At 54.6% G+C, this 23,795-nt stretch carries 20 protein-coding genes and 1 pseudogene; 15 read left to right on the top strand and 6 right to left on the bottom strand.

The genetic code is table 11. The annotated features are described in order from the left end of the window. Positions 1 to 126: 126 nt before the first annotated feature. From AACZ64_RS07395 to ampE, 4 genes are all read left to right on the top strand, one after another. Positions 127 to 2,397, top strand: a complete 2,271-nt coding sequence (locus tag AACZ64_RS07395) for a DUF1631 family protein (RefSeq protein WP_293613549.1) — start codon at positions 127 to 129, stop codon at positions 2,395 to 2,397. A 188-nt stretch (positions 2,398 to 2,585) separates the two neighbouring features. Then, positions 2,586 to 4,835 carry a DUF1631 family protein gene (locus AACZ64_RS07390; protein ID WP_293613548.1) on the top strand — a complete coding sequence of 750 codons (2,250 nt, stop codon included), beginning with the start codon at positions 2,586 to 2,588 and terminating at the stop codon, positions 4,833 to 4,835. A 126-nt stretch (positions 4,836 to 4,961) separates the two neighbouring features. Further along, positions 4,962 to 5,519, top strand: a complete 558-nt coding sequence (ampD, locus tag AACZ64_RS07385) for a 1,6-anhydro-N-acetylmuramyl-L-alanine amidase AmpD (RefSeq protein WP_051921201.1) — start codon at positions 4,962 to 4,964, stop codon at positions 5,517 to 5,519. Position 5,520: 1 nt separating this feature from the next. Continuing rightward, entirely contained in the window at positions 5,521 to 6,360 is an 840-nt protein-coding gene (gene ampE, locus AACZ64_RS07380) for a regulatory signaling modulator protein AmpE (protein WP_293613547.1), read from the top strand. Between the two features lie 7 nt (positions 6,361 to 6,367). On the opposite strand, the gene AACZ64_RS07375 is transcribed toward ampE, so the two are convergent. Continuing rightward, positions 6,368 to 7,402: an ABC transporter permease gene (locus tag AACZ64_RS07375; RefSeq protein ID WP_339639840.1), complete on the bottom strand. Its 1,035-nt coding sequence runs from the start codon at positions 7,400 to 7,402 to the stop codon at positions 6,368 to 6,370. Between the two features lie 4 nt (positions 7,403 to 7,406). Further along, entirely contained in the window at positions 7,407 to 8,291 is an 885-nt protein-coding gene (locus AACZ64_RS07370) for an ABC transporter ATP-binding protein (protein WP_200877041.1), read from the bottom strand. Between the two features lie 68 nt (positions 8,292 to 8,359). On the opposite strand from AACZ64_RS07370, the gene AACZ64_RS07365 reads away from it, so the two are divergent. Next, positions 8,360 to 9,739 (top strand): AmpG family muropeptide MFS transporter, encoded by a 1,380-nt coding sequence (locus AACZ64_RS07365; protein WP_339639839.1) that lies wholly within the window; start codon positions 8,360 to 8,362, stop codon positions 9,737 to 9,739. Here AACZ64_RS07365 and AACZ64_RS07360 read toward each other — a convergent pair. Then, entirely contained in the window at positions 9,697 to 10,005 is a 309-nt protein-coding gene (locus AACZ64_RS07360) for an MGMT family protein (RefSeq protein ID WP_293613545.1), read from the bottom strand. The two genes, AACZ64_RS07365 and AACZ64_RS07360, sit on opposite strands and share 43 nt — an antisense overlap. A 100-nt stretch (positions 10,006 to 10,105) precedes the next feature. Between AACZ64_RS07360 and AACZ64_RS07355 the strand changes: the two genes are divergently transcribed. The 3 genes from AACZ64_RS07355 to groL all read left to right on the top strand — a co-directional run bounded on the left by AACZ64_RS07355 (position 10,106) and on the right by groL (position 12,706). Next, the gene (locus AACZ64_RS07355) at positions 10,106 to 10,573 is read left to right on the top strand and encodes an FxsA family protein (RefSeq protein WP_293613544.1); all 468 of its coding nucleotides are present in this window, start codon (positions 10,106 to 10,108) and stop codon (positions 10,571 to 10,573) included. A 134-nt stretch (positions 10,574 to 10,707) separates the two neighbouring features. Next, positions 10,708 to 11,001, top strand: a complete 294-nt coding sequence (gene groES, locus AACZ64_RS07350) for a co-chaperone GroES (RefSeq protein WP_293613543.1) — start codon at positions 10,708 to 10,710, stop codon at positions 10,999 to 11,001. A 52-nt stretch (positions 11,002 to 11,053) separates the two neighbouring features. Continuing rightward, positions 11,054 to 12,706: a chaperonin GroEL gene (groL, locus tag AACZ64_RS07345; protein WP_293613542.1), complete on the top strand. Its 1,653-nt coding sequence runs from the start codon at positions 11,054 to 11,056 to the stop codon at positions 12,704 to 12,706. 213 nt (positions 12,707 to 12,919) lie between these two features. Here the strand turns inward: groL and AACZ64_RS07340 are convergent, their stop codons facing one another. After that, a complete protein-coding gene (locus tag AACZ64_RS07340) occupies positions 12,920 to 14,245 on the bottom strand; it encodes a sigma 54-interacting transcriptional regulator (protein ID WP_339639837.1) in 1,326 nt (441 codons plus the stop codon). A gap of 187 nt (positions 14,246 to 14,432) precedes the next feature. On the opposite strand from AACZ64_RS07340, the gene AACZ64_RS07335 reads away from it, so the two are divergent. From AACZ64_RS07335 to AACZ64_RS07305, 7 genes are all read left to right on the top strand, one after another. Beyond that, a complete protein-coding gene (locus AACZ64_RS07335; RefSeq protein ID WP_339639836.1) occupies positions 14,433 to 15,857 on the top strand; it encodes a cytochrome ubiquinol oxidase subunit I in 1,425 nt (474 codons plus the stop codon). Then, a complete protein-coding gene (locus tag AACZ64_RS07330; protein WP_293613541.1) occupies positions 15,857 to 16,849 on the top strand; it encodes a cytochrome d ubiquinol oxidase subunit II in 993 nt (330 codons plus the stop codon). Before AACZ64_RS07335 ends, AACZ64_RS07330 begins: the two co-directional genes overlap by 1 nt. A gap of 22 nt (positions 16,850 to 16,871) precedes the next feature. Continuing rightward, positions 16,872 to 17,768 carry an MBL fold metallo-hydrolase gene (locus AACZ64_RS07325; RefSeq protein WP_293613540.1) on the top strand — a complete coding sequence of 299 codons (897 nt, stop codon included), beginning with the start codon at positions 16,872 to 16,874 and terminating at the stop codon, positions 17,766 to 17,768. A 52-nt stretch (positions 17,769 to 17,820) separates the two neighbouring features. Next, a complete protein-coding gene (locus AACZ64_RS07320; protein WP_339639835.1) occupies positions 17,821 to 19,494 on the top strand; it encodes a TIGR01244 family sulfur transferase in 1,674 nt (557 codons plus the stop codon). 16 nt (positions 19,495 to 19,510) lie between these two features. Next, positions 19,511 to 21,232: a sulfate permease gene (gene sulP / locus AACZ64_RS07315; RefSeq protein WP_339639834.1), complete on the top strand. Its 1,722-nt coding sequence runs from the start codon at positions 19,511 to 19,513 to the stop codon at positions 21,230 to 21,232. Between the two features lie 211 nt (positions 21,233 to 21,443). Further along, positions 21,444 to 22,070 (top strand): peroxiredoxin, encoded by a 627-nt coding sequence (locus tag AACZ64_RS07310; protein ID WP_339639833.1) that lies wholly within the window; start codon positions 21,444 to 21,446, stop codon positions 22,068 to 22,070. A 107-nt stretch (positions 22,071 to 22,177) separates the two neighbouring features. After that, positions 22,178 to 22,558: a rhodanese-like domain-containing protein gene (locus AACZ64_RS07305; RefSeq protein ID WP_036859339.1), complete on the top strand. Its 381-nt coding sequence runs from the start codon at positions 22,178 to 22,180 to the stop codon at positions 22,556 to 22,558. A 187-nt stretch (positions 22,559 to 22,745) separates the two neighbouring features. Here the strand turns inward: AACZ64_RS07305 and AACZ64_RS07300 are convergent. Together AACZ64_RS07300 and AACZ64_RS07295 are read right to left on the bottom strand one after the other, a co-directional pair. Then, positions 22,746 to 23,030 (bottom strand): annotated as a pseudogene (locus tag AACZ64_RS07300) (DDE-type integrase/transposase/recombinase); the annotation flags it as partial. A gap of 92 nt (positions 23,031 to 23,122) precedes the next feature. Continuing rightward, positions 23,123 to 23,704, bottom strand: coding sequence for a Fe-Mn family superoxide dismutase (locus AACZ64_RS07295; RefSeq protein ID WP_293613536.1), 582 nt, complete (start codon positions 23,702 to 23,704; stop codon positions 23,123 to 23,125). Positions 23,705 to 23,795 lie beyond the last annotated feature (91 nt).

The following is a 23,795-nucleotide window of genomic DNA, read 5'->3' as shown; positions in this document are numbered from 1 at the left end:
TCGTCTGGCCCGTTTTGGGAACTGGTTGGCGTTTCACCTATCCCTGGTGCTGAGCAGGGAACCTATAATCCGAGTCAATATTTCACCATTTCGTCTAATACGATTTATCTCCGAGCAGGCCACACAATGATGAACGAACGTTTGAAATTAGTTGAGGCTGAAAAAATGAAGGGCCGAGGCTTTGAAATGCCTGAGTCGCTTCGACAGTTGAGAGATCACGCAAAAGTCGTTTTGGATCAGCGCTTGGCTGAGGTTTTTGACCATGTGGATGATACGTTTTTCGATCTTGCCGATCGGGCGGCAAGTAACGGTGAACAGGCAACGTATTTTGATGCCATGCGGTTGATTCGTCTGCAGCGAAAATCCATTGAGCATAAATTTTCACAGGCCATCGACAATTCGTTTCAACGACTTGGCAACCGGGGGTATCGGGGGGCCAGCCAGCGGGCAGTCGCAACGGAGAGCCCGGCGGGCCTCACACTGGTAGAAAACGAAGATCTCGAAGAAATGATAGCCATGGATAGCATGGTTTCCAAAGTTGCAAAGCGCCATAAATACGATCTCAGGCTGCTGGTGATGCGTATCAATTCCATAGTGCCGAGTGACGTTACCGCCATTAATAACCCTCTTGGGCCGGAAATTATCTGTGAATCACTGCGGCAGACGTTGTTGGAGCTGGAAATAGACATTCGCTCAAAACTGGTGCTGCTTAAACTGATTGACCGGCATGTCATGGATGCTGTTGGGCCTCTATTGATTGAAGGTAACCGGTTGCTCCGTAAGTTCGGTGTGTTGCCTGAGCTGGAAAAGCAGCAGGCAAAAAAAGCGATCAATTCCAGTCAATCTGCTCAGGCTGGTGGTACGGCAAAAAAACCGGATTATCATGAAGGGAATCCCGCCTTTGCAAAACAGGGTGCTGAGAGGGCCGGCGGACACAGCCAGCTTATTTCTCAATTACAGGAGTTTTTGGGGCAGCCGGATTATGGCTACAGTTCGGCGTCTGGCGCATCAATCAGCCAGGATCAGCTGGTCTCTCTGGTTTCCGGTCTGCAGCGTGAGTGGGGCGAGAACAGCCATAGCGAAGAAGGGCTGCTTGGCCTGATTGAGGAGCGACTCCAGCAGCAGGGTGGCCCGGGTCTGGGGCGTCAGGACTACAGCGTGGTCAGCCTGTTGGATCAGCTGTTCTCGAGAATGCGCAGTGAAAACCATATTTCGGGCGGGTTTTCCCGTGAGTTGCGGAAGCTCGAATTACCCCTTTTGCGAATTGTACTTCAGGACCCCAGTTTCTTTGATAAGGAGAAACACCCTGCAAGAAGATTGATCAATGAGATAACACAGGTTGCCATAGGGTTCCCCGAGGATGTGGATATCAACAGCGATCCTGTGGGTAGAGCCATCTCCGAAATCGCCCAAAAGCTTTCGGCAGAAGAAACCATGGGTACGGAGGACCTTAAACAGTTGCTGCTCGACTTTATTCAGCTGACAGAAAAGGAGCGTCGCAAGGCCCTCATGATGGAGCAGCGGGTTATAGAGAAAGCTGCAGCCTCCGAAAAGGTCAACCAGGCACACCAGTTGGTCGACAAGACCCTGAATGAGCGCATGCAGGACAAGTCTTTCCCTCGACTGTTGGTACATTTTGCCGAGAAAGCCTGGTGTCGGGTCATGTTCATGGCCTGTCTGCGGACTGAATCGTCGCCCGAGCAGTGGGAAACTGCAGTTGAAATACTGGACCGGGTACTGGCGCATGCAGATGACGGCGAGGTGAGTGATGACGACGTCAAGTCGTTATTGGCCACCATTCAGGAGCACCTCGAAGATATCGCTTATGAATCCTACGATCTTGGACGGCTGATAATCAGGCTCGAGGAATACTTTTATCGCAATAAAGCTGAAAACGAGAAACCCGAGGAGCGTGTTGGCCAAGCAGAACCGACCGCTCAGGACTCGCCCGGCCAAACGGAAGATCTCGCAGAGCCGAAAGTTCAGACAGTCGTTGTTTCCAATAAACCACATGAAACAGTGGTTATCAGGAAAATTAAAACGGAGATGCCCGGGCATCGCAAACTGGAGGAGGACGCTGTCACCGAGGGTGATGAGGTGGCAAACCCTGATGAAGAGTCTCTGAAGGCGCTCAATTCTCTCTGCCGCGGCGCCTGGGTTGATTTTCTGGATCAAACTTCTTCGAACAAGCGCTGCAAGGTGGCTGGGGTTATATCCCCCCCCGGTATCTATATTTTTGTGAACCGCCAGGGCACCAAGGTTGCTGAGATGAACCGCAACCGGACTGCCATCAGCATACAAAACAAAAATCTGGTTGTGTTGGATAACTCACACTTGTTTGACAATACCCTGGAGCGTGTCATAAAAGATATTCGAACCAGCCGTCAGGCCCACTAGGACCAGCACCTACTTTTCTAATGCCCTCTTCTGCGGCAAATGAACAGTTGGTGGCATAGCCAGCCTCTCTTGCGGCTTGACACCGTTGCTGTTCCCTGTTGTTAAGCTATTCTTCCAGGACAACCTGGGACTCAAGTGTGCAGGTAAGTTATGATCAGTAACTGGTTATTCTGGAATAGAGGGCGGAAGTGACAGATGTAGATAAGCTATCAGTAGCTTTGTTTCGGTTGCCTCGGCCACTGTTGGCACTGAAGGGGCGTATCCATACGTTCCTTTCCTCCCGTCTGAACAATATGTTTGATCAGGTGGATGACACTTTTTTCGATCTGGCCGATCGTGCAGACAATAACCGCCAGCAAACCATGTATTTTGACGCGATGCGTCTGATCCGGATGGAACGAAAAAATATTGAGCACAACTTTTTTGGCGTGCTCACCCAGAGCTTTCAGCAGCTGGGCCAGTACCATGATCCGGAATTACCCAGTCAGGAGCCCGAAGGGCTGGAAGTGGTCGAGAACGAACAGCTCGAAGAAATTATCGCACTGGATACCATGGTGTTTCGGGTATCAGAGCTCTGTAAGCCTGAACTCGAAGCCCTCAATACTCGTCTTAGCTCAATGGTCCCGGCTTCGGTAACCCTGAAAAATAATCCGGTCGGGCCCGAAGTCATCTGTGAATCCTTTAATGAGGCTGTGGCCCACCTCGAGCTCAAGCTGCCGGTTAAACTGGTGCTGTTTAAGTTGTTTGATCGCCAGGTAATGGTGTCGTTGAAGGACTTCCTGGTGGAGGGTAACAAGCGCCTCAGCGATATGGGGGTGTTGCCCGATCTGGAGCAGTTGCGCAAGGCCCGGGCTGAGCCGCGTCAGCAGGAAAAACCCCCGGCGCCGCCGTCGGAGCTGACATCCGCGGCTGGCGCTACACATTCTTCCTCTCCCCCTGCCTCTGGAGAGGCCGCTGGTCGGCCCGACCCGGATAGTCGCGCTACCGATAGTCGCCGTCAGGCTGGTGCCGGTCAGGCGAAGAAGCGCAGACAGGATGATGGTCAGCGCTATGGTCAGTTGCTTTCCCAATTGAAAAATCTGTTGCACTGGGGGCCGTCGGGAGCTTCGGGTTCTGATGCCGGCATGCACCAGCGAATTGAGGGAGATGAGCTTGTTTCCATGGTGGGCAACTTACAACAGGACTGGTCCAATGCAGTCAGTACGGAAGCTGATGATAGCGAGGGGCTTTTGCAGCTCATTGATGACCATCTCGAGCAGCAGGGAGAGGCTCGCCTCGATGGGACTGAACGAGGGCTCGTCGATTTGCTCGACAGGTTGTTTGTCAGGGTCAATCACCAGACGATTGCCTGTGCCCAACTGGCGACGGAATTGCGCAAGCTGGAGTTGCCTATTCTGCAGTTGGCTCTCAAGGACAGCACATTTTTTGATCGGGAAAAGCATCCAGCCAGACGGCTGTTAAACGAAATTGCCGAAGCGTCCATCGGTTACACGGAAAAGGTCGATGTTGACGAAGACCCCGTTGCGCGAGCGATTTCCGGTGTGGCCGATGAGCTGGCTGGACAGCCCCCCGGCGATCATACGGCGCTGACGCAGTTGTTGCTGAATTTCATTGATCTGGTAGACAAGGAGCGACGCCGTGTTGCCGTGCTTGAGCAGCGGCTGATGGAGGAGGCGACTGCCACGGAAAAGGTCAATCATGCCCATCAGGCCGTGGTGAGAGTGCTGATGGAACGCGTAAAGGGCAAAACTCTGCCGCGTTTTGTCGTCAGTTTTGCCGAGGACGCCTGGTGCAAGGTGCTGTTTCTGAATCACTTGCGGTCTGGTGAGGATTCTGAAGAATGGCATGGCAGCATCCGAGTGTTGGACCGTTTGCTTGAACTGGTCGCGCAGGGGCAGGCGGATGCCGGGGTTGTCGCACCAGTACTGACAACCATCAAGGAAAGCCTGGAAAATGTTTCTTACGACGCCTATGACATGGGCCGTTTGCTGGGGGCGATGGAGCAATATTTTCGTGGTGAGCTCAGCAGTGAGGAGAACCTGCGTCAGGGGGTGTCTGCCAGTCCACTGCAGTCGGTGCTGGTGGATGCGCTCAGAACCAATATTCCGGGTAATCCCGCAGCGCTGGAGGAAGATTCCGTCGGCTCGGTGGATGAGCAATATCTGCGTCGCGCCGATAGCCTCACCAGAGGAGCCTGGGTTGAAATGACCGATGACAGTGCCGACAAGCGGCGTTGTAAGCTGGCGGGTGTTGTATTGCCTTCCGGTAAATTTATTTTCGTGAATCGCCAGGGTGCCAAGGTATCTGAAAAGCACCGCAACCGGGTGGCGATGGATTTGCAAAGTGAGAAGCTGCGTCCACTGGAAAAAAACCAGCTGTTTGATCGTGCCCTGGAAGGTGTGGTCGGTGAGATGTGCCAATCCAAATCGGTGCATTGAAGCTATGTCGGCTTACCTGCTGCAAACAGGGGGTTGCGGTGCCGTCCCCCGCTGATTCTTCAACCCATGGACAACCCCCATCGGCTTGCCTAGTATTCAGGTGATTCTTTGCCGGGAGCATAGACTATTTCTGGTTTTTCTATCGATTCGCAGGGCTGGCTGACGGGTGCGCGGCATGTGCCTTCGCCAAATTTTAATCAGCGCCCGGCAACGGCAGCGCTATCTCTGCTGGTGATCCATAATATCAGCCTGCCGCCCGGTGAATTCGGCGGGACGCACATCTGCGATTTTTTTACCAATTGCCTGGATGCCGACGCTCATCCCTATTTTCGCGAAATTGTCGATCTCAGGGTCTCCGCCCACCTGTTGATCCGGCGCGATGGTGACGTGGTGCAGTTTGTATCGTTTCACGATCGTGCCTGGCATGCGGGACAGTCCTGCTTTGACGGGGCGGAAAACTGTAATGACTTTTCATTGGGGATAGAGCTAGAGGGCAGTGATGACAAGCCCTACACCGATCAGCAGTACCGCTGTCTGGCGGCGCTGGTTCGGGTTTTGCTGGCGCACTACCCCGGTCTATCAAAACAGCGTATTGTCGGTCACAGTGACATCGCTCCCGGCCGCAAGACCGATCCGGGCCCCTGCTTTGACTGGCGGCGATTAAGTGCTGCCCTGGAGGCGTGATATGGAGTTTATTGTAATTGTGGTGGGGCTTTTGCTGTTGCGTCAGCTGGGTTCGTTGGCGTCGATCCAGTCCGATGGCTGGTTTCACCGGTTCTGTGATCGGCTTGCCAACTGGCCAAAGCTTCAGTCTGCTCCCCGCGTGCAGCAGCTGATCACCCTGTTGCTGCCGGTAGCTGCCCTGGCGCTGGTGATCGGGTTGCTGGGCAACAGCTGGTTGGGTTTGCCGCAGTTTGTGCTGAGTTTGCTTGTGTTTCTCTATGCGCTCGGGCGCGGCAGCTTGGAGCCTGAGGTAGCAGACTATGAGGAAGACCTGGGGCGGGGTGATCATCAGGCAGCTTATCGCGATGTTGCGGTGCTCAGCCCCGAGCGTCAGGACGATGTGATGAATGCGGATCAGTCCCGCCAGGCGGCCCTGGAGGTGATTGCCTACCGCTACTTCGAACGTTATTTTGCTGCGATGTTCTGGTTTATCCTGGCGGGCGCTCCCGGTGCACTGTTATACCGGTTGTCGGTGATTCGGCGGGATCGCGCAAGCACAACCGGCGAGTCTGTCGATGCCGGCTGGCTCTGGTTGCTGGAATGGTTGCCAGTCAGGCTGGTGGGTATATCCATGTGCTTTGTGGGTAATTTTTCGGCCTGTCTCAGGCGCTGGCAGCGTTCCTTCTTTTCTTCTGCCGAAAGTGCCGAGGTGTTAGGTGGTTATGCGGAGCACGCTGTGCCCGAGGATGAGGTGGCGCTCAATGCAGCCGGTGAAGAGATGCCGGCCAACCTTCAGGCGTTGTTCACCCGGACCTTGATCTTTGCGCTGTCAATGGTGGCGCTGTTGGTAGTGCTCTGGTGAGGGTGGTTCATTCGTGCCAGCGGAACAACAGGCCTGCCAGGGTAATGAATACTGCTGTCATGGCGACCAGTGCCAGTAACTGAGGAGCGACCTGTAGGAATCCGGCGCCTTCCAGCATGACGCCCCTGGCGGCCGACACCAGGTGGGTTAACGGCAGCAGTTGGGATAGTTGCTGTAACCAGTTGGGTGCATCGTCAAGCGAGAACCACAGTTCCGATAGCAACAGCATGGGAAAGCTGATCAGGTTGAGCAGACCGTTGGCGAGCTCTTCACTGGCGGTGCGGGCGGCCATCAGCAGTGAAATGCTGATGATGGACAGGTTGCCGATGATGGCAATCAGCAATAACAGCAGATAACTGCCGGCCATCATGAAACCGATGAACAGATGGCAGACCAGAAACACAATGACGGTGACGGCAAGCATGATGCCCAGTCGCGACAGCCCCTGAGATATCAGAAATTCCCAGGCCCTGAGAGGGGTAGCCTGAAGCCGCTTCAATACACCGTTTTTGCGGTAGCGAACGATGACATAGCCAATTCCCCATAGACCACTGAACATCATGTTCATGGCCAGTATTCCCGGGATGACCCAGTCGATGTAGCGAATTTTTTTCCCGCTGACTTCCTGCCTCTGCCAGTCCGATTGAGGTGGCGAGGTTGCTCCAGTCTGTTGCCGGGCGAGCAGCAGTTTTTCCAGTAGTCGGCCCTTGGCTGATTCGGTATTGACCCAGTACCGGGGTGGTTGTTGGGTGGTGAGGAGAATATCCAGTTGATGAAACTGGACCCGCCGCAGGGCCTCCTGTCGGTCGGTATATTCCACCAGGCCAATGGCGGTTTCTTCGCCAAATGGGTGTGTGTAAGTGCGATAAGAAGCGCCGTCGATTAACAGGCCGGCACGGAATATTTCCTCGTTTTCGGAGGAGAACGCGACCGCCAGTACAATCACGATGAACGGGGTGGCAATGAAGGACCAGAACAGGGAGCCTTTGTCCCGGTAGTATTCGCGGTTTCTCGCCATCCACAGGGCCAGTATTCGTCGCATGGGCTTATTCCCTTAAATGGTGGCCGGTGAGTTTGAGGAACAGATCGTCCAGTGAGGGGTTGCGGACTCGCAGGGAGCGTAGATTGATATTGAGGGCCACCAGCTCGGCGAGGGTTTTTTCGACTTCGGAGGTGGCGATGGCAATACCGTCTTCACGCACCTCAACCCGGCTGCCAAGGCTTGCCAAGTCATCGTCGAGATCTTCCCTGTTTAGGCAGATGTAGCTGTCCTTGAAGTGCTGGCGCAACAGGGATTGGGGCGACCCCTCGGCGATGATATTGCCCTTGTCCATAATGATCAGCTGATCGCACAATAGCTCGGCTTCCTCCATGTAGTGGGTGGTGAGCAGCACGGTTTTGCCGCGGGCCTTGATGGTTCGTATCAATGACCAGAAATGTCGTCGGGACTGGGGATCGAGTCCGGTGGTGGGTTCGTCCAGAAACAGAATTTCCGGATCGTTAATCAGTGCCACCGCCAGCAACAGGCGTTGGCGCTGGCCGCCGGACAGGCGGGTGGCATAGGTGTCCAGAAAATCTTCCAGTTGGCACAACTCGATCAGCGCTTCAATGGGCGTGCTGTTGGCGTAAAAGCGGGCAAACAGGGCCAGCACTTCGCGGGTTCTGAGATAGTCCATCAGCGAGGTGGATTGAAACTGTATGCCGGTTTCCTCCAGGAAGCTACTGTCTCTGGGCTTGCCCTTGTAGTAGATCTCACCCGAGCTGGGGGTGGTGATGCCTTCCACCATTTCGATGGTGGTGGTTTTTCCTGCGCCATTGGGCCCGAGTAGCCCGAAACAGGCCCCTTTGGGAATGGCAAAGGAGATATCATCCACGGCTTTCAGTGAACGAAATGATTTGCTCAGGTTGCGTACTTCGAGGATGGCTGTCATGGCGGCGTAGTGTATAGCATCTGCAGGTTTATCTGTTAGGGTATTGCCCTGTTTGGAGAGGCGTCGTTATGGCATTGAAAGATGGTACGGCAAGCTGGGGTGAGGCGGTGCGGGTCTACTCCAGGCCACAGGTCATTGCCATGCTATTTCTCGGCTTTGCTGCCGGTTTGCCCCTGTTGTTGGTGTTCTCGACCCTGACCGCCTGGCTCAGGGATCTGGGGATCAGTCGCAGCACGATCGGTTTTTTTGGTTGGGTGGGCATCACCTATTCCATCAAGGTCCTCTGGGCGCCGGTGGTGGATCGTCTCAGACTACCGGTGTTGACCCGGCTGCTGGGTCAGCGACGCAGCTGGATATTGCTCGGTCAGATGGGGGTGATGCTGGGGCTGGTGGCAATGGTGCTCACCGACCCGACTGTGTCGCTGGTCAGTGTGGCCATCTGTTCGCTACTGGTGGCTTTTTCAGCCTCTACCCAGGACGTGGCCATCGATGCATTCCGGATCGAGTCGGCCATTGATGAATATCAGGGCGCCATGTCGGCCATGTACATCTTTGGTTACCGGATCGCCATGCTGGTGGCAGGTGCCGGTGCCTTTTATCTCGCCGACTGGTCAGGCTGGAGTACGGCGTATCTGTGTATGGCACTGCTGATGCTGGTCGGCGTGGTAACCGTGTTGCTGGTCAGTGAACCCCAGCGGGCTGTTCCAGAAGAAACGCGACAGCTTGAATCAGGTTTGAAGCATCGGCTGCATGCCGATCAATCCGGTTGGTGGTGCAGGCTGGAAAGCTGGTTTCTGGGAGCGGTGGTGGCACCGTTTGTGGAATTTTTCCAACGCAACGGGACCTGGGCCATTCTAATCCTGTCCTTTATTGGCCTTTATCGGCTCAGTGATATCACGATGGGCATCATGGCCAACCCATTTTATCTCGATCTCGGTTTCAGCAAAACGGATATCGCCAATATCGGCAAGCTCTACGGCTTTGTGATGACCCTGGTCGGCTCCTTTCTGGGGGGGCTTCTGGTGGTACGTTACGGTATATTCCGGCCCCTTTTTGCCGGTGCGGTGATGGTAGCACTGACCAATCTGCTGTTTGTGAAGCTCGCTCTGGTGGGCGCTGATCTGACCTGGCTGGCGGTAGCCATCAGTGGCGACAATTTGAGTGGTGGTTTTGCCAATGCCGCTTTTATCGCCTATCTGTCCAGCATGACCAATCGGGCCTATACGGCAACCCAGTATGCGTTATTCAGTTCGTTGATGACGTTGCCGGGAAAATTTTTCAGCGGATTTTCCGGTGTGATTGTCGATGCCAGCAGTTATGAGGTGTTTTTTACCTACGCGGCTCTGATGGGATTGCCCGCTGTGTTGCTCTCCTTGTTGTTGTGGCGACACGCAACGGTTGCGGGTCAGCCTTTCCAGCCAAACTCGGATAAATCCACTCTGCCCTGAGTGACGGTTACGCCCTCGCTTTCAAGTTGTTGCAGCTGACGACGGTATGATGGGCTGTTCTGCGGAAAGGCAATTGCGCCATCGGCTCTGAGTACCCGGTGCCAGGGTAGTGTTGTTTCAGCGGGAAGCTGGCTGAGGAGTCTGCCCACCTGTCTGGCGCCCCGGGGGAGTTGTGCGAGTGTGGCCACGCAACCGTAGCTGGTAACGAGCCCCGAGGGAATGGCATTGAGCACACTGTAGATACGTAGTTGGTCATCGTGTTTCATAGTGAATGATAGAAATGTTTTCTTCTGTTCGTCTACTGATTGCCTTGAATTTAGCGACGACCGCCCCCATTTCGTTGGCTATGGGTTCAGGAGGACGGCTTTGAGATATCTGTTGCTGCTTTTTATCGTCATGCCGGTCGTGGAGATGTGGTTGCTGATTACGGTTGGGCGGCAGATTGGTGCATGGCCTACCATCGGTCTGGTGTTGCTCACGGCCGTAGTGGGTGTCGCGCTGTTGCGGGCGCAGGGTTTTGCAACCCTGTTCAGGGCGCGACAGAAAATGGATGTCGGGGAGTTGCCGGCAATGGAAATGGCGGAAGCCATCGTGCTGGCTGTTTGCGGCGCGCTGCTCCTGACACCGGGTTTTGCCACCGATGTGCTGGGTTTTGCCGGCCTGACCCCCCCTGTGCGGTATTGGTTGGTCTCCAGGTTTGTGAAAAATCTGGTGGTGGCTCGCCATCAGCCGCCGCCTGCCCGTGACCCCTTTTCTGCCGATCAGGCCCCTGAAAAAGACCGGGGCAAGACCTTGGAGGGGGAATTCTGGCGGGACCAAGACGAGAAAAAATGAAGGTTGAATGCGCGAAATATTTTTTTAGGGCCCTTGAAATACCTTCAGGTGCCTCCACATAGTGCACAGCTCGGTTACATCCGGACTCTGTTCTTATTAATAGGGTAGAACGTTAAAAGTTGGAGAGAAACACAATGAAAATTCGTCCCTTACACGACCGTGTCGTTATTCGTCGCAAGGAAGAAGAAGAAAAAACAGCTGGTGGCATCCTGTTACCTGGCTCTGCCAAGGAAAAGCCCAATGAAGGTGAGGTCGTCGCCGTAGGTAGTGGGCGAGTATTGGATAACGGTGAAGTCCGTCCGGTCGACGTCAAAGTTGGCGACAAGGTGGTATTCGGTAAATATGCCGGCAGCGACACCATTGAAATTGATGGCCAGGAACTGGTTATTCTCGCTGAAAACGACATCAAAGCCGTTATAACCGCTTGATACCTCGTCACTCAGTACATTCTATTAGCACGATTTTTAAGGAAGGTTAATTATGTCAGTCAAAGACGTAAAGTTTGGAGATGATGCACGCCACCCGATGCTAGCAGGTATCAATATTCTGGCGGACGCCGTAAAGGTTACCCTGGGGCCAAAGGGCCGCAATGTGGTTTTGGAGAAATCTTTTGGTGCGCCCACCGTCACCAAAGATGGTGTTTCTGTGGCCAAGGAAATCCAGCTGAAGGACAAGTTCCAGAACATGGGTGCGCAAATGGTGAAGGAAGTCGCTTCCAGAGCATCTGATGATGCGGGCGATGGTACTACCACAGCCACTGTGCTGGCCCAGGCGATTGTTAATGAAGGCTTGAAGTCCGTTGCTGCGGGTATGAACCCGATGGACCTGAAACGTGGCATCGACAAAGCGGTGATCGCTGCTGTGGCAGAAATCGCGAAACTGGCGAAGCCCTGCACCAATAACAAGGAAATTGCCCAGGTCGGTACGATTTCTGCCAACAGTGATGCCCACATCGGTGATGTGATCGCCGAGGCGATGGACAAGGTTGGCAAGGAAGGCGTCATTACCGTAGAAGAGGGCACCGGTCTGGAGAATGAGCTGGATATCGTGGAAGGTATGCAGTTTGATCGCGGTTACCTTTCACCCTACTTTATCAATAATCAGGAAAGCATGAGCGTTGAACACGACGATGCCTTCATTTTGTTGGTTGATAAGAAAATTTCCAATATTCGCGAATTGTTGCCGCTGCTGGAAAATGTTGCCAAAGCCGGCAAGCCATTGGTTATTATCGCGGAAGATGTGGAAGGTGAAGCACTGGCTACGCTGGTAGTGAACAATCTGCGCGGTATCGTCAAGGTCGCCACCTGTAAGGCGCCGGGATTTGGCGATCGTCGCAAAGCCATGCTGGAGGATATTGCTGTGCTCACCGGTGGTACGGTGATTTCTGAAGAAGTGGGTCTGGACCTGGAGTCAGCGACGCTGGATCACCTGGGTACTGCCAAGCGCGTGGCCATGACCAAGGAAAATACCACTATTGTGGACGGTTCCGGCGATCACGGCGCCATTCAGGGTCGAGTCAATCAGATCCGTGCGCAGATCGAAGATACTTCCTCGGACTACGACCGTGAAAAGCTGCAGGAACGCGTTGCCAAATTGGCTGGCGGTGTTGCCGTGATCAAGGTCGGTGCTGCCACTGAAACGGAAATGAAAGAGAAGAAAGCCCGTGTGGAAGATGCGCTGCACGCCACTCGCGCTGCAGTAGAAGAAGGTGTTGTGCCCGGCGGTGGTGTTGCCCTGATTCGTGCGCTTCAGGCAATTGAGTCACTGAAAGGTGAAAACCACGACCAGGATGCCGGAATCAGTCTTGCCCGTCGTGCCATGGAAACCCCGCTTCGCCAGATCGTTACCAACGCTGGTGAAGAAGCCTCTGTGGTGGTGGCGAAGGTCAAGCAAGGTGAAGGCAACTACGGTTACAACGCCGGCACAGGTGAATACGGTGACATGATCGCCATGGGTATTCTCGACCCGGCCAAGGTGACCCGTACAGCGCTGCAGGCGGCAGGTTCGATTGCCGGTCTGATGGTGACCACCGAAGCCATGGTGGCAGAGGCACCCCAGGAGAACAATGCTGGTGGTGGCATGCCCGATATGGGTGGTATGGGTGGCATGGGTGGTATGGGCGGCATGATGTAAACGTCCAAGCATACTCTCAATAAATCCCAAGAAGGCCTGCAAGCCCAGTGTTTGCAGGCCTTTTTGTTAGCTTGGTTTAGCATTTTTTATGTGTAATAACTCATTGATTACTGTGATATTGATTGGGGGCGGGTCAGTTAGAAAAAATAATGCATCTAGCCACTTGGCGGTCTTCGCGTCTTCACGAGAGGTGTTCTTGTTTTCAGAAGTCTGTTACTCCTCGGCGAGTTTGCGGTACAGCGAACGCACACTGATGCCAGCGATCTTTGCTACTTTGTCCTTGTCCCCCTGGTGCGCTGACATTAACTTCCGCAGGTGATTGTATTCCAGTGTCTTGAGATCGATGTCCAGTTGCTCGATGCGAGGTTTCAGTATCTGCGGTAAGCCGTTCAGGCACCTGTTAATCACTGAGTCATCAATGACATTGGATTGCTTGAAGATTAGCGCGCGCTCTAGTAGGTTGCGCAATTCCCGGACGTTCCCCGGAAAGGTCTGTTGTTGCAGGAGTTTGACGGCGGAATTGCTGATATGGAGCTTGTCGCCGCCACTGATTTTCTCGAGAACGGATTTGGCGATCAAAGCGATGTCTTCGTACCGCTTGCGCAGTGGTGGTAGCTCAATGGGGAAGACATTGATGCGGTAATAGAGATCTTCGCGGAACCCGCCGCGCTCAATTAGTGCCGGCAGATTCTTGTGAGTGGCGCAAATCAGCCGAAACCGGGCGCGCTTGATTTCCGTGTTGCCCACTGCACGATAGGTTCCTGTTTCCAGCAAGCGCAAAAGCTTGACCTGCATGCCCAGTGGCACGTCGCCGATTTCGTCGAGAAACAGCGTGCCGTCCTCGGCTGCTTCTATCAATCCGGCTTTCCTGGAGGTGGCGCCGGTAAACGCCCCCTTGGCGTGTCCAAACAGCTCACTTTCGAACAGCGTCTCTGTAAGACCGGCACATTCTACGGTGACTAGGGGGCGATCGCGCCTGGGGCTGGCTTGATGGATGGCGCTGGCGGCCATTTCCTTGCCCGTCCCGGATTCGCCCAGCAGCAACACGGCGGTGTCCCTGGCTGCAACCAGGTTGATCATATCCACCATGCGGTTGAAGGGGGGGCTACGGCCCACCATCTGTATAGTGCTGGATTCTGCGCTGGCGATGTTGACCGGCTTTAATAACTCTACAAAAAACTTGGGGCGTCCCTCATCGTCCAGGATGGGTAGCATTTCCACGTCCACATATTCCTTCCCCCGAGATGTATTGTGAATATGCAGAACCCGCTCTTTTTTTCGGGAGTCTGTGCAGGTGGCCAGGGGGCAAGTCTCGCCGGCCTGATCGCAGGGGCGGTCGTAGCCATGAGATACCTCAAAACAATGAGCGGGGCGTCCGGGTTCGATCTCGCCGAAACTCTCCAGGTATCGTTCGTTGGTGGCGAGGATCCGGTAGTCGTTGGTGACCAGGATGGCCGGGCATTCAAACCCGTCGAGTATGCGGGCGGCATCCTGATTGGTATCGCTGGCAATCAAGTGCATGGCTGTCAAATCCGGCAAACGTGTTTGCCAATAATGACAAAGGTGGGCTGGCTACGGCAACTGCTTTTATCACTCTTGAGTTTTTTTCTAAAAAAATTCAGGTAAAACAATCGACTACTGCATATAGTGTTATTTGATAAACACTTGGCATAAGGATTGCGATAATAATCTCAAGATCAGAGTTGCTGGCATAGTGGAACGCGACATGCAGTCCACCCCACCCCACAGTGGAGCCGGCGTCTCCATTCACCATAATTGGGGGGAGTCTCTTTTGGAATTTGATGCCTTTGTCCTGGCGCGCATGCAGTTCGCCGCCAACATAACTTTCCATATTCTTTTTCCCAGTATTTCCATCGGCCTGGCCTGGGTGTTGTTTTATTTTCGTGCCCGCTTTACGTTGAGTGGCGACAGAGCCTGGGAGTATGCCTACTATTTCTGGGTGAAAGTCTTTGCCCTGACGTTTGCCATGGGTGTGGTTTCCGGGATCACCATGAGTTTCCAGTTCGGCACTAACTGGCCGGGTTTTATGGAACGCGCCGGCAATGTCGCCGGTCCTCTGCTGGGTTATGAAGTGCTGACTGCGTTCTTTCTCGAAGCCTCTTTCCTCGGGATTATGTTGTTCGGTAAGGATCGGGTATCAAATCGCATGCATTTGATCTCCTCCTTTCTCGTGGCTTTCGGCACCCTCCTGTCTGCCTTCTGGATTCTCAGTCTCAATTCCTGGATGCAAACGCCATCTGGTTTTTCCATGGAAAACGGCCGGGTAATGGTGGACAGCTGGTGGGCAGTTATTTTCAACCCGTCGTTTCCCTATCGGTTTATTCACATGACGCTGGCGTCGTTTCTGACCACAGCCTTTTTGATCACCGGGGTCAGTGCCTGGCGGCGTAGAAAAAAGGTCGACGGGCCGGCAACCTGGCACGTCATGAAAACCGGTATTGTCATCGCCGCGGTGCTGGCGCCCTTGCAGATCCTGGTGGGGGATATCCACGGGCTGAACACGCTAGAGCATCAACCGGCGAAAATCGCGGCCATGGAGGCGATCTGGGAGACGGAGAAGGGCGCGCCTTTTACGGTCTTCGGTTTGCCCGATGAAGAGAGCCGGGAAACGCGATTTGCACTGAAGATCCCCTATGCCGCCAGCTGGATTTTGACCCACGAACTGGACGGTGAGGTGAGAGGCTTGAGCGAATTCGTCGATCATCCTCCTGTGGGTTGGGTGTTCTGGTCCTTCCGGGTCATGCTGGCGGTTGGCAGTTTAATGCTGTTGGTTAGCTGGTGGGCTGCCTGGTATGTCTGGCGCGACCGGGCGCCTGGTCCGGCCTTGTTGCGGGCGCTCTCGTGGATGACTTTTTCCGGCTGGGTTGCGGTGGTAGCCGGCTGGTATGTGACCGAGATCGGCCGTCAGCCTTGGATCGTCGATGGCGTGCTGCGTACTGCGGATGTGGTGGCGGACCACGCCTCCGCGACGCTCACGGGGACTCTGTTGGGCTATGTCGCACTCTATGTCTTTCTCCTGATGGCCTATATCGGCGCCTTGCGTTATCTGGCTAGTAAACCGGCGGCATCCCTGGCGATAAAACAACAACCAATCGTTTCGCAGCAGCAAGGCACGGAGGGAGCGCACTGATGGAATTCTGGTTACCAATTATCTATGTCGCCATCATGGGACTGGCGTTGTTGATCTATGTCGTGCTGGATGGTTACGACTTGGGGGTAGGCCTGCTTTTGCCGGCCGCCGACGAGCGGGAAAAAGACATCATGATCGCGTCCATAGGTCCGTTTTGGGATGCCAATGAAACCTGGATCGTACTAGGTGTGGGCGTGCTGTTGATCGCTTTTCCCATGGCTCACGGTGCCATCCTGACAGCGCTTTACATCCCCGTGACCCTGATGTTGATGGGTTTAATCCTGCGTGGGGTAGCTTTCGATCTGCGCGTCAAGGCGGGTGACCATCGCAAGCAGTTGTGGAACCGGGCCTTCTTTCTGGGGTCATTGGTCGCCGCGGTCTCCCAGGGCTGGATGCTTGGTGCCTATGTCACTGGCCTGCGCGGTGATCTGACTAGCCATCTGTTTGCCCTGTTAATCGGGCTGACTCTGCCGGCGTTCTATCTGCTGCTGGGATCGACCTGGTTGCTAATGAAAACGGAAGGCGCCTTGTTCGACAAGGCGTTGCGTTGGGCTCGCTGGTCGGTGTTGCCCACCGGGCTGGGTCTGCTGGCGGTGTCGGTAGCCACGCCGATTGCCAGCGGGGCTATCGCCGCCAAATGGTTCACGCTGCCGAATTTCATAGGACTGTTGCCGATTCCAGTGTCCTGCCTGGTGCTCTACGCGGGCATCGTATGGCTCCTGCAGCGTGACAACTGGCTCCGCGAGGGTTACAGCTGGGTGATTTTCGTCGCGATTGTGTTGATCTGCCTGATGGCATCACTGGGGCTGGCCTACAGTATCTATCCCGATATCATCATCGGTGAGATGACGATCTGGGAGGCATCGGCCTCTGTCAGTTCCCTTTTGTTTACTCTGGTGGGCATTGTTATCACGTTGCCCGCGATCCTTTTTTACACCATTTATGTCTACCGTGTTTTTCGCGGCAAGGCGACCGAATTGTCCTATGACTAACATGAGATTGAGGAGCGAAACCATGAATCAGACCATCGACTTTGAAGTAGATTTTGAGCACAAACCCGCAGTTGTGCCGTTTTTCGATGAGCAGACCAGTACCTTTTCCTATGTGTTGAAGGATCCTACTTCCAGTGCCTGCGCAGTGGTGGATTCGGTGATGGGCCTCGATTATGCGGCTGGACGCTTAAATCTGGACGGTGCCGACAGGATTATCGACTACATCCGCAAGCAGGGGCTTGAGTTGGAATGGCTCATCGAGACCCATGTACACGCCGATCACTTATCCGCTTCGCCCTATATTCAGGAGAAACTGGGCGGCAAGCTCGGCATTGGCTCGGAAATTGTTACCGTACAGGAAACCTTTGGCAAGATTTTTAACGCCGGTACCGAATTCCAGCGTGATGGTTCCCAGTTTGATCACCTGTTTACCGATGCAGAACAATACACCATCGGCAATATCGTCTGTCATGCCATTCACACACCGGGACATACGCCTGCCTGTATGACCCATCTCATCGGCGATGCCGCGTTTGTGGGGGACACTCTTTTCATGCCGGATGCCGGCACCGCACGGGCGGATTTTCCGGGTGGTGACGCCCGCGTGCTTTACCAGTCCATCATGCGCGTACTGTCACTGCCGGACGAGGTGCGGATTTTCATGTGCCATGACTACCAGCCCGGCGGCCGCGAGGTGGAATTTGCAACCACTGTGGGGGAGCAGAAAGCGAACAACATCCATGTGGGGGCAGGCAAGACCGAGGACGATTTCGTTGAGATGCGGGAGGCGCGCGACGCCACACTCGACATGCCGCGTCTGATACTGCCTTCCCTGCAGGTGAATATGCGCGCGGGGCATATGCCGCCGGCCGAGGACAATGGCACGGTCTATCTGAAAATACCGCTGAATGTCCTGTGATAAGTAACCGGGCAGCATCGTGACCATTGCAATCCAATAAGAGAGGCAGTTAATGGAAATTAAGCGAATCAATGACAGCTACTCCGTCTCCGGTCAAGTGAGTCCGGCGGACATCGACAAGCTGGTGGAGGCCGGTATTCGCAGCATCGTTTGCAATCGTCCGGATGGCGAAGGCGCCGACCAGCCCAATTTCTCGGAGATCGAGCAGGCGGCGCAGGCCAGAGGTATGGAGACGTACTACCTGCCGGTAACCTCGGGTAAGGTGCTGGATGAGGACGCGGCCAAGTTCGGCAAATTGATGCAGACCTTGCCGCAGCCAGTGCATGCGTACTGTCGCAGCGGCATGCGTTCGACGACACTCTGGGCGTTGAATGAAGGCGCCAGACAGGTGGATCTGCAACAGATTCTGAAATCAGCCCGGGATGCTGGATACGATATGAGTGGCGTGGTGCAGCGGATCGCCGGACAGGGAGTTGAGGGGGCTGTCGAACCCGTCGGTCAGTACGATATTGTCATCGTTGGAGGTGGTGCCGCAGGTATTGCCGCTGCCTCGAGTATTCGGCAACGCTCCCGCAACGTTTCCATCGCCATCATCGATCCGGCTGAGCTTCATTATTATCAGCCCGGCTGGACCTTCGTTGGTGCCGGCGTGTTCAGCCCGGAAAAAACCGAACGCCGTATGGCCGCTCTCATTCCCAAGGGGGTGGAGTGGATCAAGTCGGCGGTGGCGGCCTTCGACCCGAAAAACGACGCGGTGATTCTGGAAGGCTGCCGAGCCCTGAAGTACAAACGGCTAGTAGTGGCGCCTGGTATAAAACTGGACTGGGATGCCATCGAAGGGCTGCCGGATACCCTGGGCCGCAATGGCGTCACCTCCAACTACCGTTTCGATCTGGCCCCATATACTTGGGAACTGGTGAAAAACATGACCTCCGGTCGAGCCCTGTTCACCCAGCCGCCCATGCCCATTAAATGCGCCGGCGCGCCCCAGAAAGCGATGTACCTGTCGGCGGACTGGTGGTATCGCCAAGGGGTGCTCGGGGATATCGATGTCGAGTTCTACAATAGCGGTGCCGTATTGTTCGGTATCAAGGAGTATGTCCCGGCACTGATGGAATACGTGAAAAAGTACAACGCCAGTCTCAATTTTCAGCATCGACTGTTTAAAATCGACGGTCCGGCACAGAAGGCGTGGTTCGAGCACACGGATGACAACGGCAATACCGAGGTGGTCGAGCGCACTTTCGATATGATTCACGTCTGTCCGCCGCAAACCGCGCCGGACTTTATCCGGGTTAGCCCACTGGCGGATGAAGCCGGTTGGGTAGATGTGGATCAGACCACATTGCGCCACAAAAAATACGACAACATCTGGTCATTGGGGGATGTCATAAACGCCCCCAACGCCAAAACGGCAGCGGCCGCCCGCAAGCAGGCACCGGTGGTGGCTACTAATGTCCTGTCGGACATGGGGCTGATAAAAGGTGTGGCGCATTACGATGGCTACGGGTCCTGTCCTCTGACGGTGGAGCGTGGAAAAGTGGTGCTGGCAGAGTTCGGTTATGGCGGCAAACTATTGCCCAGTTTCCCGCGCTGGTTGGTCAATGGTACCCGTCCGTCGCGCCTGTCCTGGTTGCTCAAGGAAAGAGTCATGCCACCGCTTTACTGGAAGGGCATGCTGCGTGGCAGGGAATGGCTGGCTAATCCCGTGATCAGTGACGAATGAAAAGAACTAACCACTGATGGCAGTAAGAGAGCTGTTTCCTTGTGTTGAGTGGTTGCGGCAATACGACCGCAAGATGCTGATCTGCGACACGATTGCGGCGGTGATCGTGACCATCATGCTCATTCCCCAGTCGCTCGCCTACGCCATGCTGGCGGGGTTGCCGCCGGAAATGGGACTTTACGCCAGTATCCTGCCGTTGATTGCTTATGCCGCGTTCGGCACCAGTCGTACCCTCGCTGTGGGGCCGGTGGCAGTGGTATCGCTGCTCACCGCCGCCGCCGCGGGCAAGGTGGCTCAGCAAGGCTCGCCGGAGTACATGATGGCGGCCATTGTTCTGGCTCTTTTGTCGGGCATGATGTTGTTGTTAATGGGGGTTCTCCGTCTCGGCATGCTGGCGAACTTCCTGGCCCACCCGGTGATCGCGGGCTTTATAACGGCGTCCGGGATTATTATCGCAGTCAGTCAGGTACGCCACATTCTCGGCATTGAAGCCCATGGGGAGAATCTTTTTGATTTGTTGGTCTCGCTTTATCAACATCTGGGTGATGCCAACATTTCCACCATGGTGGTAGGTGTGGGAGCCGTTGCCTTTCTCTTCTGGGTGCGCAGTGGACTTGCACCACTTCTCGTGCGCACAGGGCTTAACCCTGAGGCTGCCGGGATGGCTGCCAAAGCCGGGCCGGTATTATTGGTGATTGTCACCACGCTGGCCGCCCATGCCCTGGACCTGAAGGGGCAGGGTGTGGCTCTTGTCGGTGCTGTGCCCAAGGGCCTGCCGGACTTGACGATACCCACATTTTCACTGGAGCTTTGGGGTGAGCTGGCCGGTTCCGCGCTTTTGCTGTCGGTTATCGGTTTCGTGGAATCAGTCTCTGTCGGCCATACGCTGGCGGCCAAGCGTCGCCAGCGTATCTCTCCCAATCAGGAGTTGATCGGACTGGGCGCTTCCAATGTGGCTTCGGCGATTTCCGGGGGCATGCCGGTTACGGGCGGCTTTTCCCGCTCAGTAGTTAATTTCGACGCCGGCGCAGTCACCCCGGCAGCCGGTGTCTTCACAGCAGTCGGCATCGCGCTGGTGGCGTTGTTGCTCACACCCCTTCTATTTTTCCTGCCCAAAGCGACATTGGCAGCAACGATTATTGTCGCGGTCCTATCCCTAGTAGATCTGGCGATCCTGAAACGTGCGTGGAATTACTCCCTGTCGGATTTTCTCGCCGTGGCAATCACCATCGGTGTCACTCTGATATTGGGTGTGGAGCTGGGCGTTCTATGCGGTGTGCTCGCGTCCATTGGTATGCATCTGTACAAGACCGCCAAGCCCCATATTGCTGTAGTGGGGCAGGTGCCGGGTACTGAGCACTTTCGCAATGTCAATCGACACGAGGTCATCACCGATCCCCGCATTCTATCGTTGCGTGTGGATGAGAGTCTGTACTTCGCCAACGCGAATTACCTGGAAGATCGTGTCTACGAGTTGCTTGCTCAGCGCCGGGAGCTCGAGCACGTCATCCTCCAGTGTACCGCAGTCAATGAAATCGACATGAGTGCCCTGGAATCACTGGAGGCGATCAACACCCGCTTGCGGGAAGCCGGCATTCAATTACATCTGTCGGAAGTTAAGGGGCCGGTCATGGATCTGCTGAAGTGTACGGACTTTCTTGAGCACCTTTCCGGTGAGGTCTACCTCAGTCATTATCAGTCAGTGAAGGCGCTGTCCGGTGACGGGGAGACGTCCTGATGTCGGTAGCGAGGCTGTTGATCACCAGTGTGGCGCACTGACGACATCTTGAGCAGGGTTGATGATGTCCCTGTTGCCGTTGATTCCGGTGTTTTTGCCGGAAGTGAGGAAAAGTGCTATTTGTGTAATGGCAAAGATTTACCAAACTGATCGCGGGCGAGGATGTCCGAGCTCCGCGGTCATTACAATTGTTAATCAGAAGGAGTCAACTATGAGTTTACGTCTTGGCGATACTGCCCCCAATTTTAAGATTGCCACCACCACAGGTGAAATCGATTTTCACGAGTGGGCCGGTGATTCCTGGGTGTTCTTTTTTAGCCACCCGGCAGATTTCACCCCGGTCTGTACCACGGAGATGGGCCGAACGGCACAGCTGGATGCCGAATTCACAGCCCGCAACGTCAAACCGCTGGGCCTGTCCACCGACACCGTGGAAGAGCACCTGAAGTGGATCAAGGATGTGGATGATACCCAGAATACCAGTCTCAAGTTTCCCATCGTCGCGGACAAGGATCACAAGGTGGCCCAGCTCTACAGCATGATCCATCCCGGGGAGAGCGAGACTGCCGCAGTGCGTTCGGTCTTCATCATCGATCCGGACAAGAAAATCCGGCTCACCATGACTTATCCCATGAGCGTGGGTCGCAATTTTACGGAGATGCTGCGGGTTATCGATGCCCTGCAGCTATCGGATGAAAAAGGTATCGCCACTCCCGCAGACTGGAAGAAAGGTGACAAGGTGATCATCCCGCCGAGTGTTTCGAACGACAAGGCGAAAGACCTCTTCCCCAACGGTTGGGATGAACTGCGCCCCTACCTGCGGCTGACTAAGGTGTAGGATCCAGAGCCGGTACGACGCCGGCTTTTAGTAATCGCCGCGCCCGTTGTCGGCGTGGCAACCGCTTCCTGGTTCGGGACCACTCGGAGCATTAGTTGGAGTAGCCTATGAAAACTGCACACGATCTGGTGTTAGAAGCCAAACAGCATATTACCGAGATCAATACCGACGAGGCAGAAGTAGAAATAAAAAATGCTGATATTGTCATCGATATTCGGGAGCCTGAAGAGTTCCACCAGGGGCACATTCACGGTGCGGTGAATATCCCCCGCGGTATTCTGGAATTCAGACTCTCGTCAGTGCCGGAATTCGAAAACAGGGAAATGGGTATTGTGCTTTACTGCAAAACTAACGGTCGGGGCGCTCTGGCAGCAAAAAGCCTGAAGGAGATGGGTTACATTCAGGTTAAAACCATTGCTGGCGGTATGGATGCTTGGGCAGCGGCAGACAAACCCATCGCAGTTCCTAGCAAACTCGATTTCGACTGATGATTGTAGCCATTTTACGCTTGGTAGTAATATGCCCGACAGCTGGAGGATCACCGTAACTCCAACCCTGATCCGCATTTTTAAAGTTAGGACGCTGTTGCTCTTTATCGCCGGAGTAACCCCTCCCTCCCCTCTCACTTTATGGGCAGACGGAATCCAATGGTAGGCAGTGATGACAAACTGACCAATGAAAAACAGCGCTCATGGAGCAGTTTATCCCGTTCTGTTTGAGAGGCCGCTGATAATTGCCACAGAGGAACTGGCTGCCCCGATCTGAGTGAAGGATCGGTGAAGTCTCAACTTGCCTCTGTCAGATAGCCATCTCAACAGCAGGCATCACCATTTGCCGATCCTGTCGGTAATGCATAATCCAGCCGACAACTAACTTGCTGAACAGGTCGATAATCACACACAAATAGAGCTTGCCTTCGCTAATAGATACCTCAATTATATCAGTGGCCTACCGGGTTTCGGCGCAGTGAAGTTGCGCTCTAGATGGTTCTGTCACCCCCAATAAAAAAGGCTCCCAAACGGGAGCCTTTTTTATTGGATACAGCAAATTGCTCAGGCAAAGTTGCTGTTGACGAACTGCCAGTTCACTAACTTCCAGAAAGCTGCCAGGTAGTCGGGCCGGGAATTGCGGTAATCAATGTAATAGGCGTGTTCCCAGACATCAACAGTAAGCAGTGGAGTGACACTGCTATCGGTCAGAGGGGTTTCGGCATTGCTGGTATTCACGATGGCGACAGACCCATCCGCTTTTTTCACCAGCCAGGTCCAGCCTGAACCAAAGTTATTGGCGGCGCTGGTGTTGAACGCTTCCTTGAACTTGTCGAAAGACCCGAAAGTGCTGTTGATGGCATCGGCGACCGGGCCGGTGGGCTCACCGCCGCCATTGGGGCTCAGGCAGTTCCAGTAGAACGTGTGGTTCCATATCTGGGCGGCGTTGTTGAAGGTGCCTCCGGAGGCGGTTTTCACGACTTCTTCAAGACTTTTGCCTTCGAACTCGGTACCGGGAACCAGGCCGTTCAGTTTGTCGACGTAGGTTTTATGATGCTTGCCGTAATGGTACTCCAGAGTTTCCTGGGAGATCTGTGGGGCGAGGGCATCCATCGCGTAGGGAAGTTCAGGTAATGTAAAAGCCATGATAGTCATCCTTTAGTTACAACGATAAAGGCGCCTTGAATGTGTTGTGACGACAACAGGCATCCATTTGGCGGAGAGATTTAGTCCAGGT

Source organism: uncultured Porticoccus sp. (genome assembly GCF_963975625.1).
GTDB lineage: Bacteria > Pseudomonadota > Gammaproteobacteria > Pseudomonadales > Porticoccaceae > Porticoccus.
Note: the sequence above shows the minus strand (reverse complement) of the source record. Positions and strands in the feature narration are given on the sequence as shown.

Coding starts and splice junctions, on each gene's coding strand:
- AACZ64_RS07310 (WP_339639833.1), top strand. CDS start 21,444: ATGAGTTTACGTCTTGGCGATACTGCCCCCAATTTTAAGATTGCCACC.
- AACZ64_RS07370 (WP_200877041.1), bottom strand. CDS start 8,291: ATGACAGCCATCCTCGAAGTACGCAACCTGAGCAAATCATTTCGTTCA.
- ampE (WP_293613547.1), top strand. CDS start 5,521: ATGGAGTTTATTGTAATTGTGGTGGGGCTTTTGCTGTTGCGTCAGCTG.
- AACZ64_RS07330 (WP_293613541.1), top strand. CDS start 15,857: ATGGAATTCTGGTTACCAATTATCTATGTCGCCATCATGGGACTGGCG.
- AACZ64_RS07325 (WP_293613540.1), top strand. CDS start 16,872: ATGAATCAGACCATCGACTTTGAAGTAGATTTTGAGCACAAACCCGCA.
- AACZ64_RS07305 (WP_036859339.1), top strand. CDS start 22,178: ATGAAAACTGCACACGATCTGGTGTTAGAAGCCAAACAGCATATTACC.
- AACZ64_RS07375 (WP_339639840.1), bottom strand. CDS start 7,402: ATGCGACGAATACTGGCCCTGTGGATGGCGAGAAACCGCGAATACTAC.
- AACZ64_RS07335 (WP_339639836.1), top strand. CDS start 14,433: ATGCAGTCCACCCCACCCCACAGTGGAGCCGGCGTCTCCATTCACCAT.
- sulP (WP_339639834.1), top strand. CDS start 19,511: ATGGCAGTAAGAGAGCTGTTTCCTTGTGTTGAGTGGTTGCGGCAATAC.
- AACZ64_RS07320 (WP_339639835.1), top strand. CDS start 17,821: ATGGAAATTAAGCGAATCAATGACAGCTACTCCGTCTCCGGTCAAGTG.
- AACZ64_RS07295 (WP_293613536.1), bottom strand. CDS start 23,704: ATGGCTTTTACATTACCTGAACTTCCCTACGCGATGGATGCCCTCGCC.
- groL (WP_293613542.1), top strand. CDS start 11,054: ATGTCAGTCAAAGACGTAAAGTTTGGAGATGATGCACGCCACCCGATG.
- AACZ64_RS07360 (WP_293613545.1), bottom strand. CDS start 10,005: ATGAAACACGATGACCAACTACGTATCTACAGTGTGCTCAATGCCATT.
- AACZ64_RS07395 (WP_293613549.1), top strand. CDS start 127: ATGATGAACGAACGTTTGAAATTAGTTGAGGCTGAAAAAATGAAGGGC.
- groES (WP_293613543.1), top strand. CDS start 10,708: ATGAAAATTCGTCCCTTACACGACCGTGTCGTTATTCGTCGCAAGGAA.
- AACZ64_RS07365 (WP_339639839.1), top strand. CDS start 8,360: ATGGCATTGAAAGATGGTACGGCAAGCTGGGGTGAGGCGGTGCGGGTC.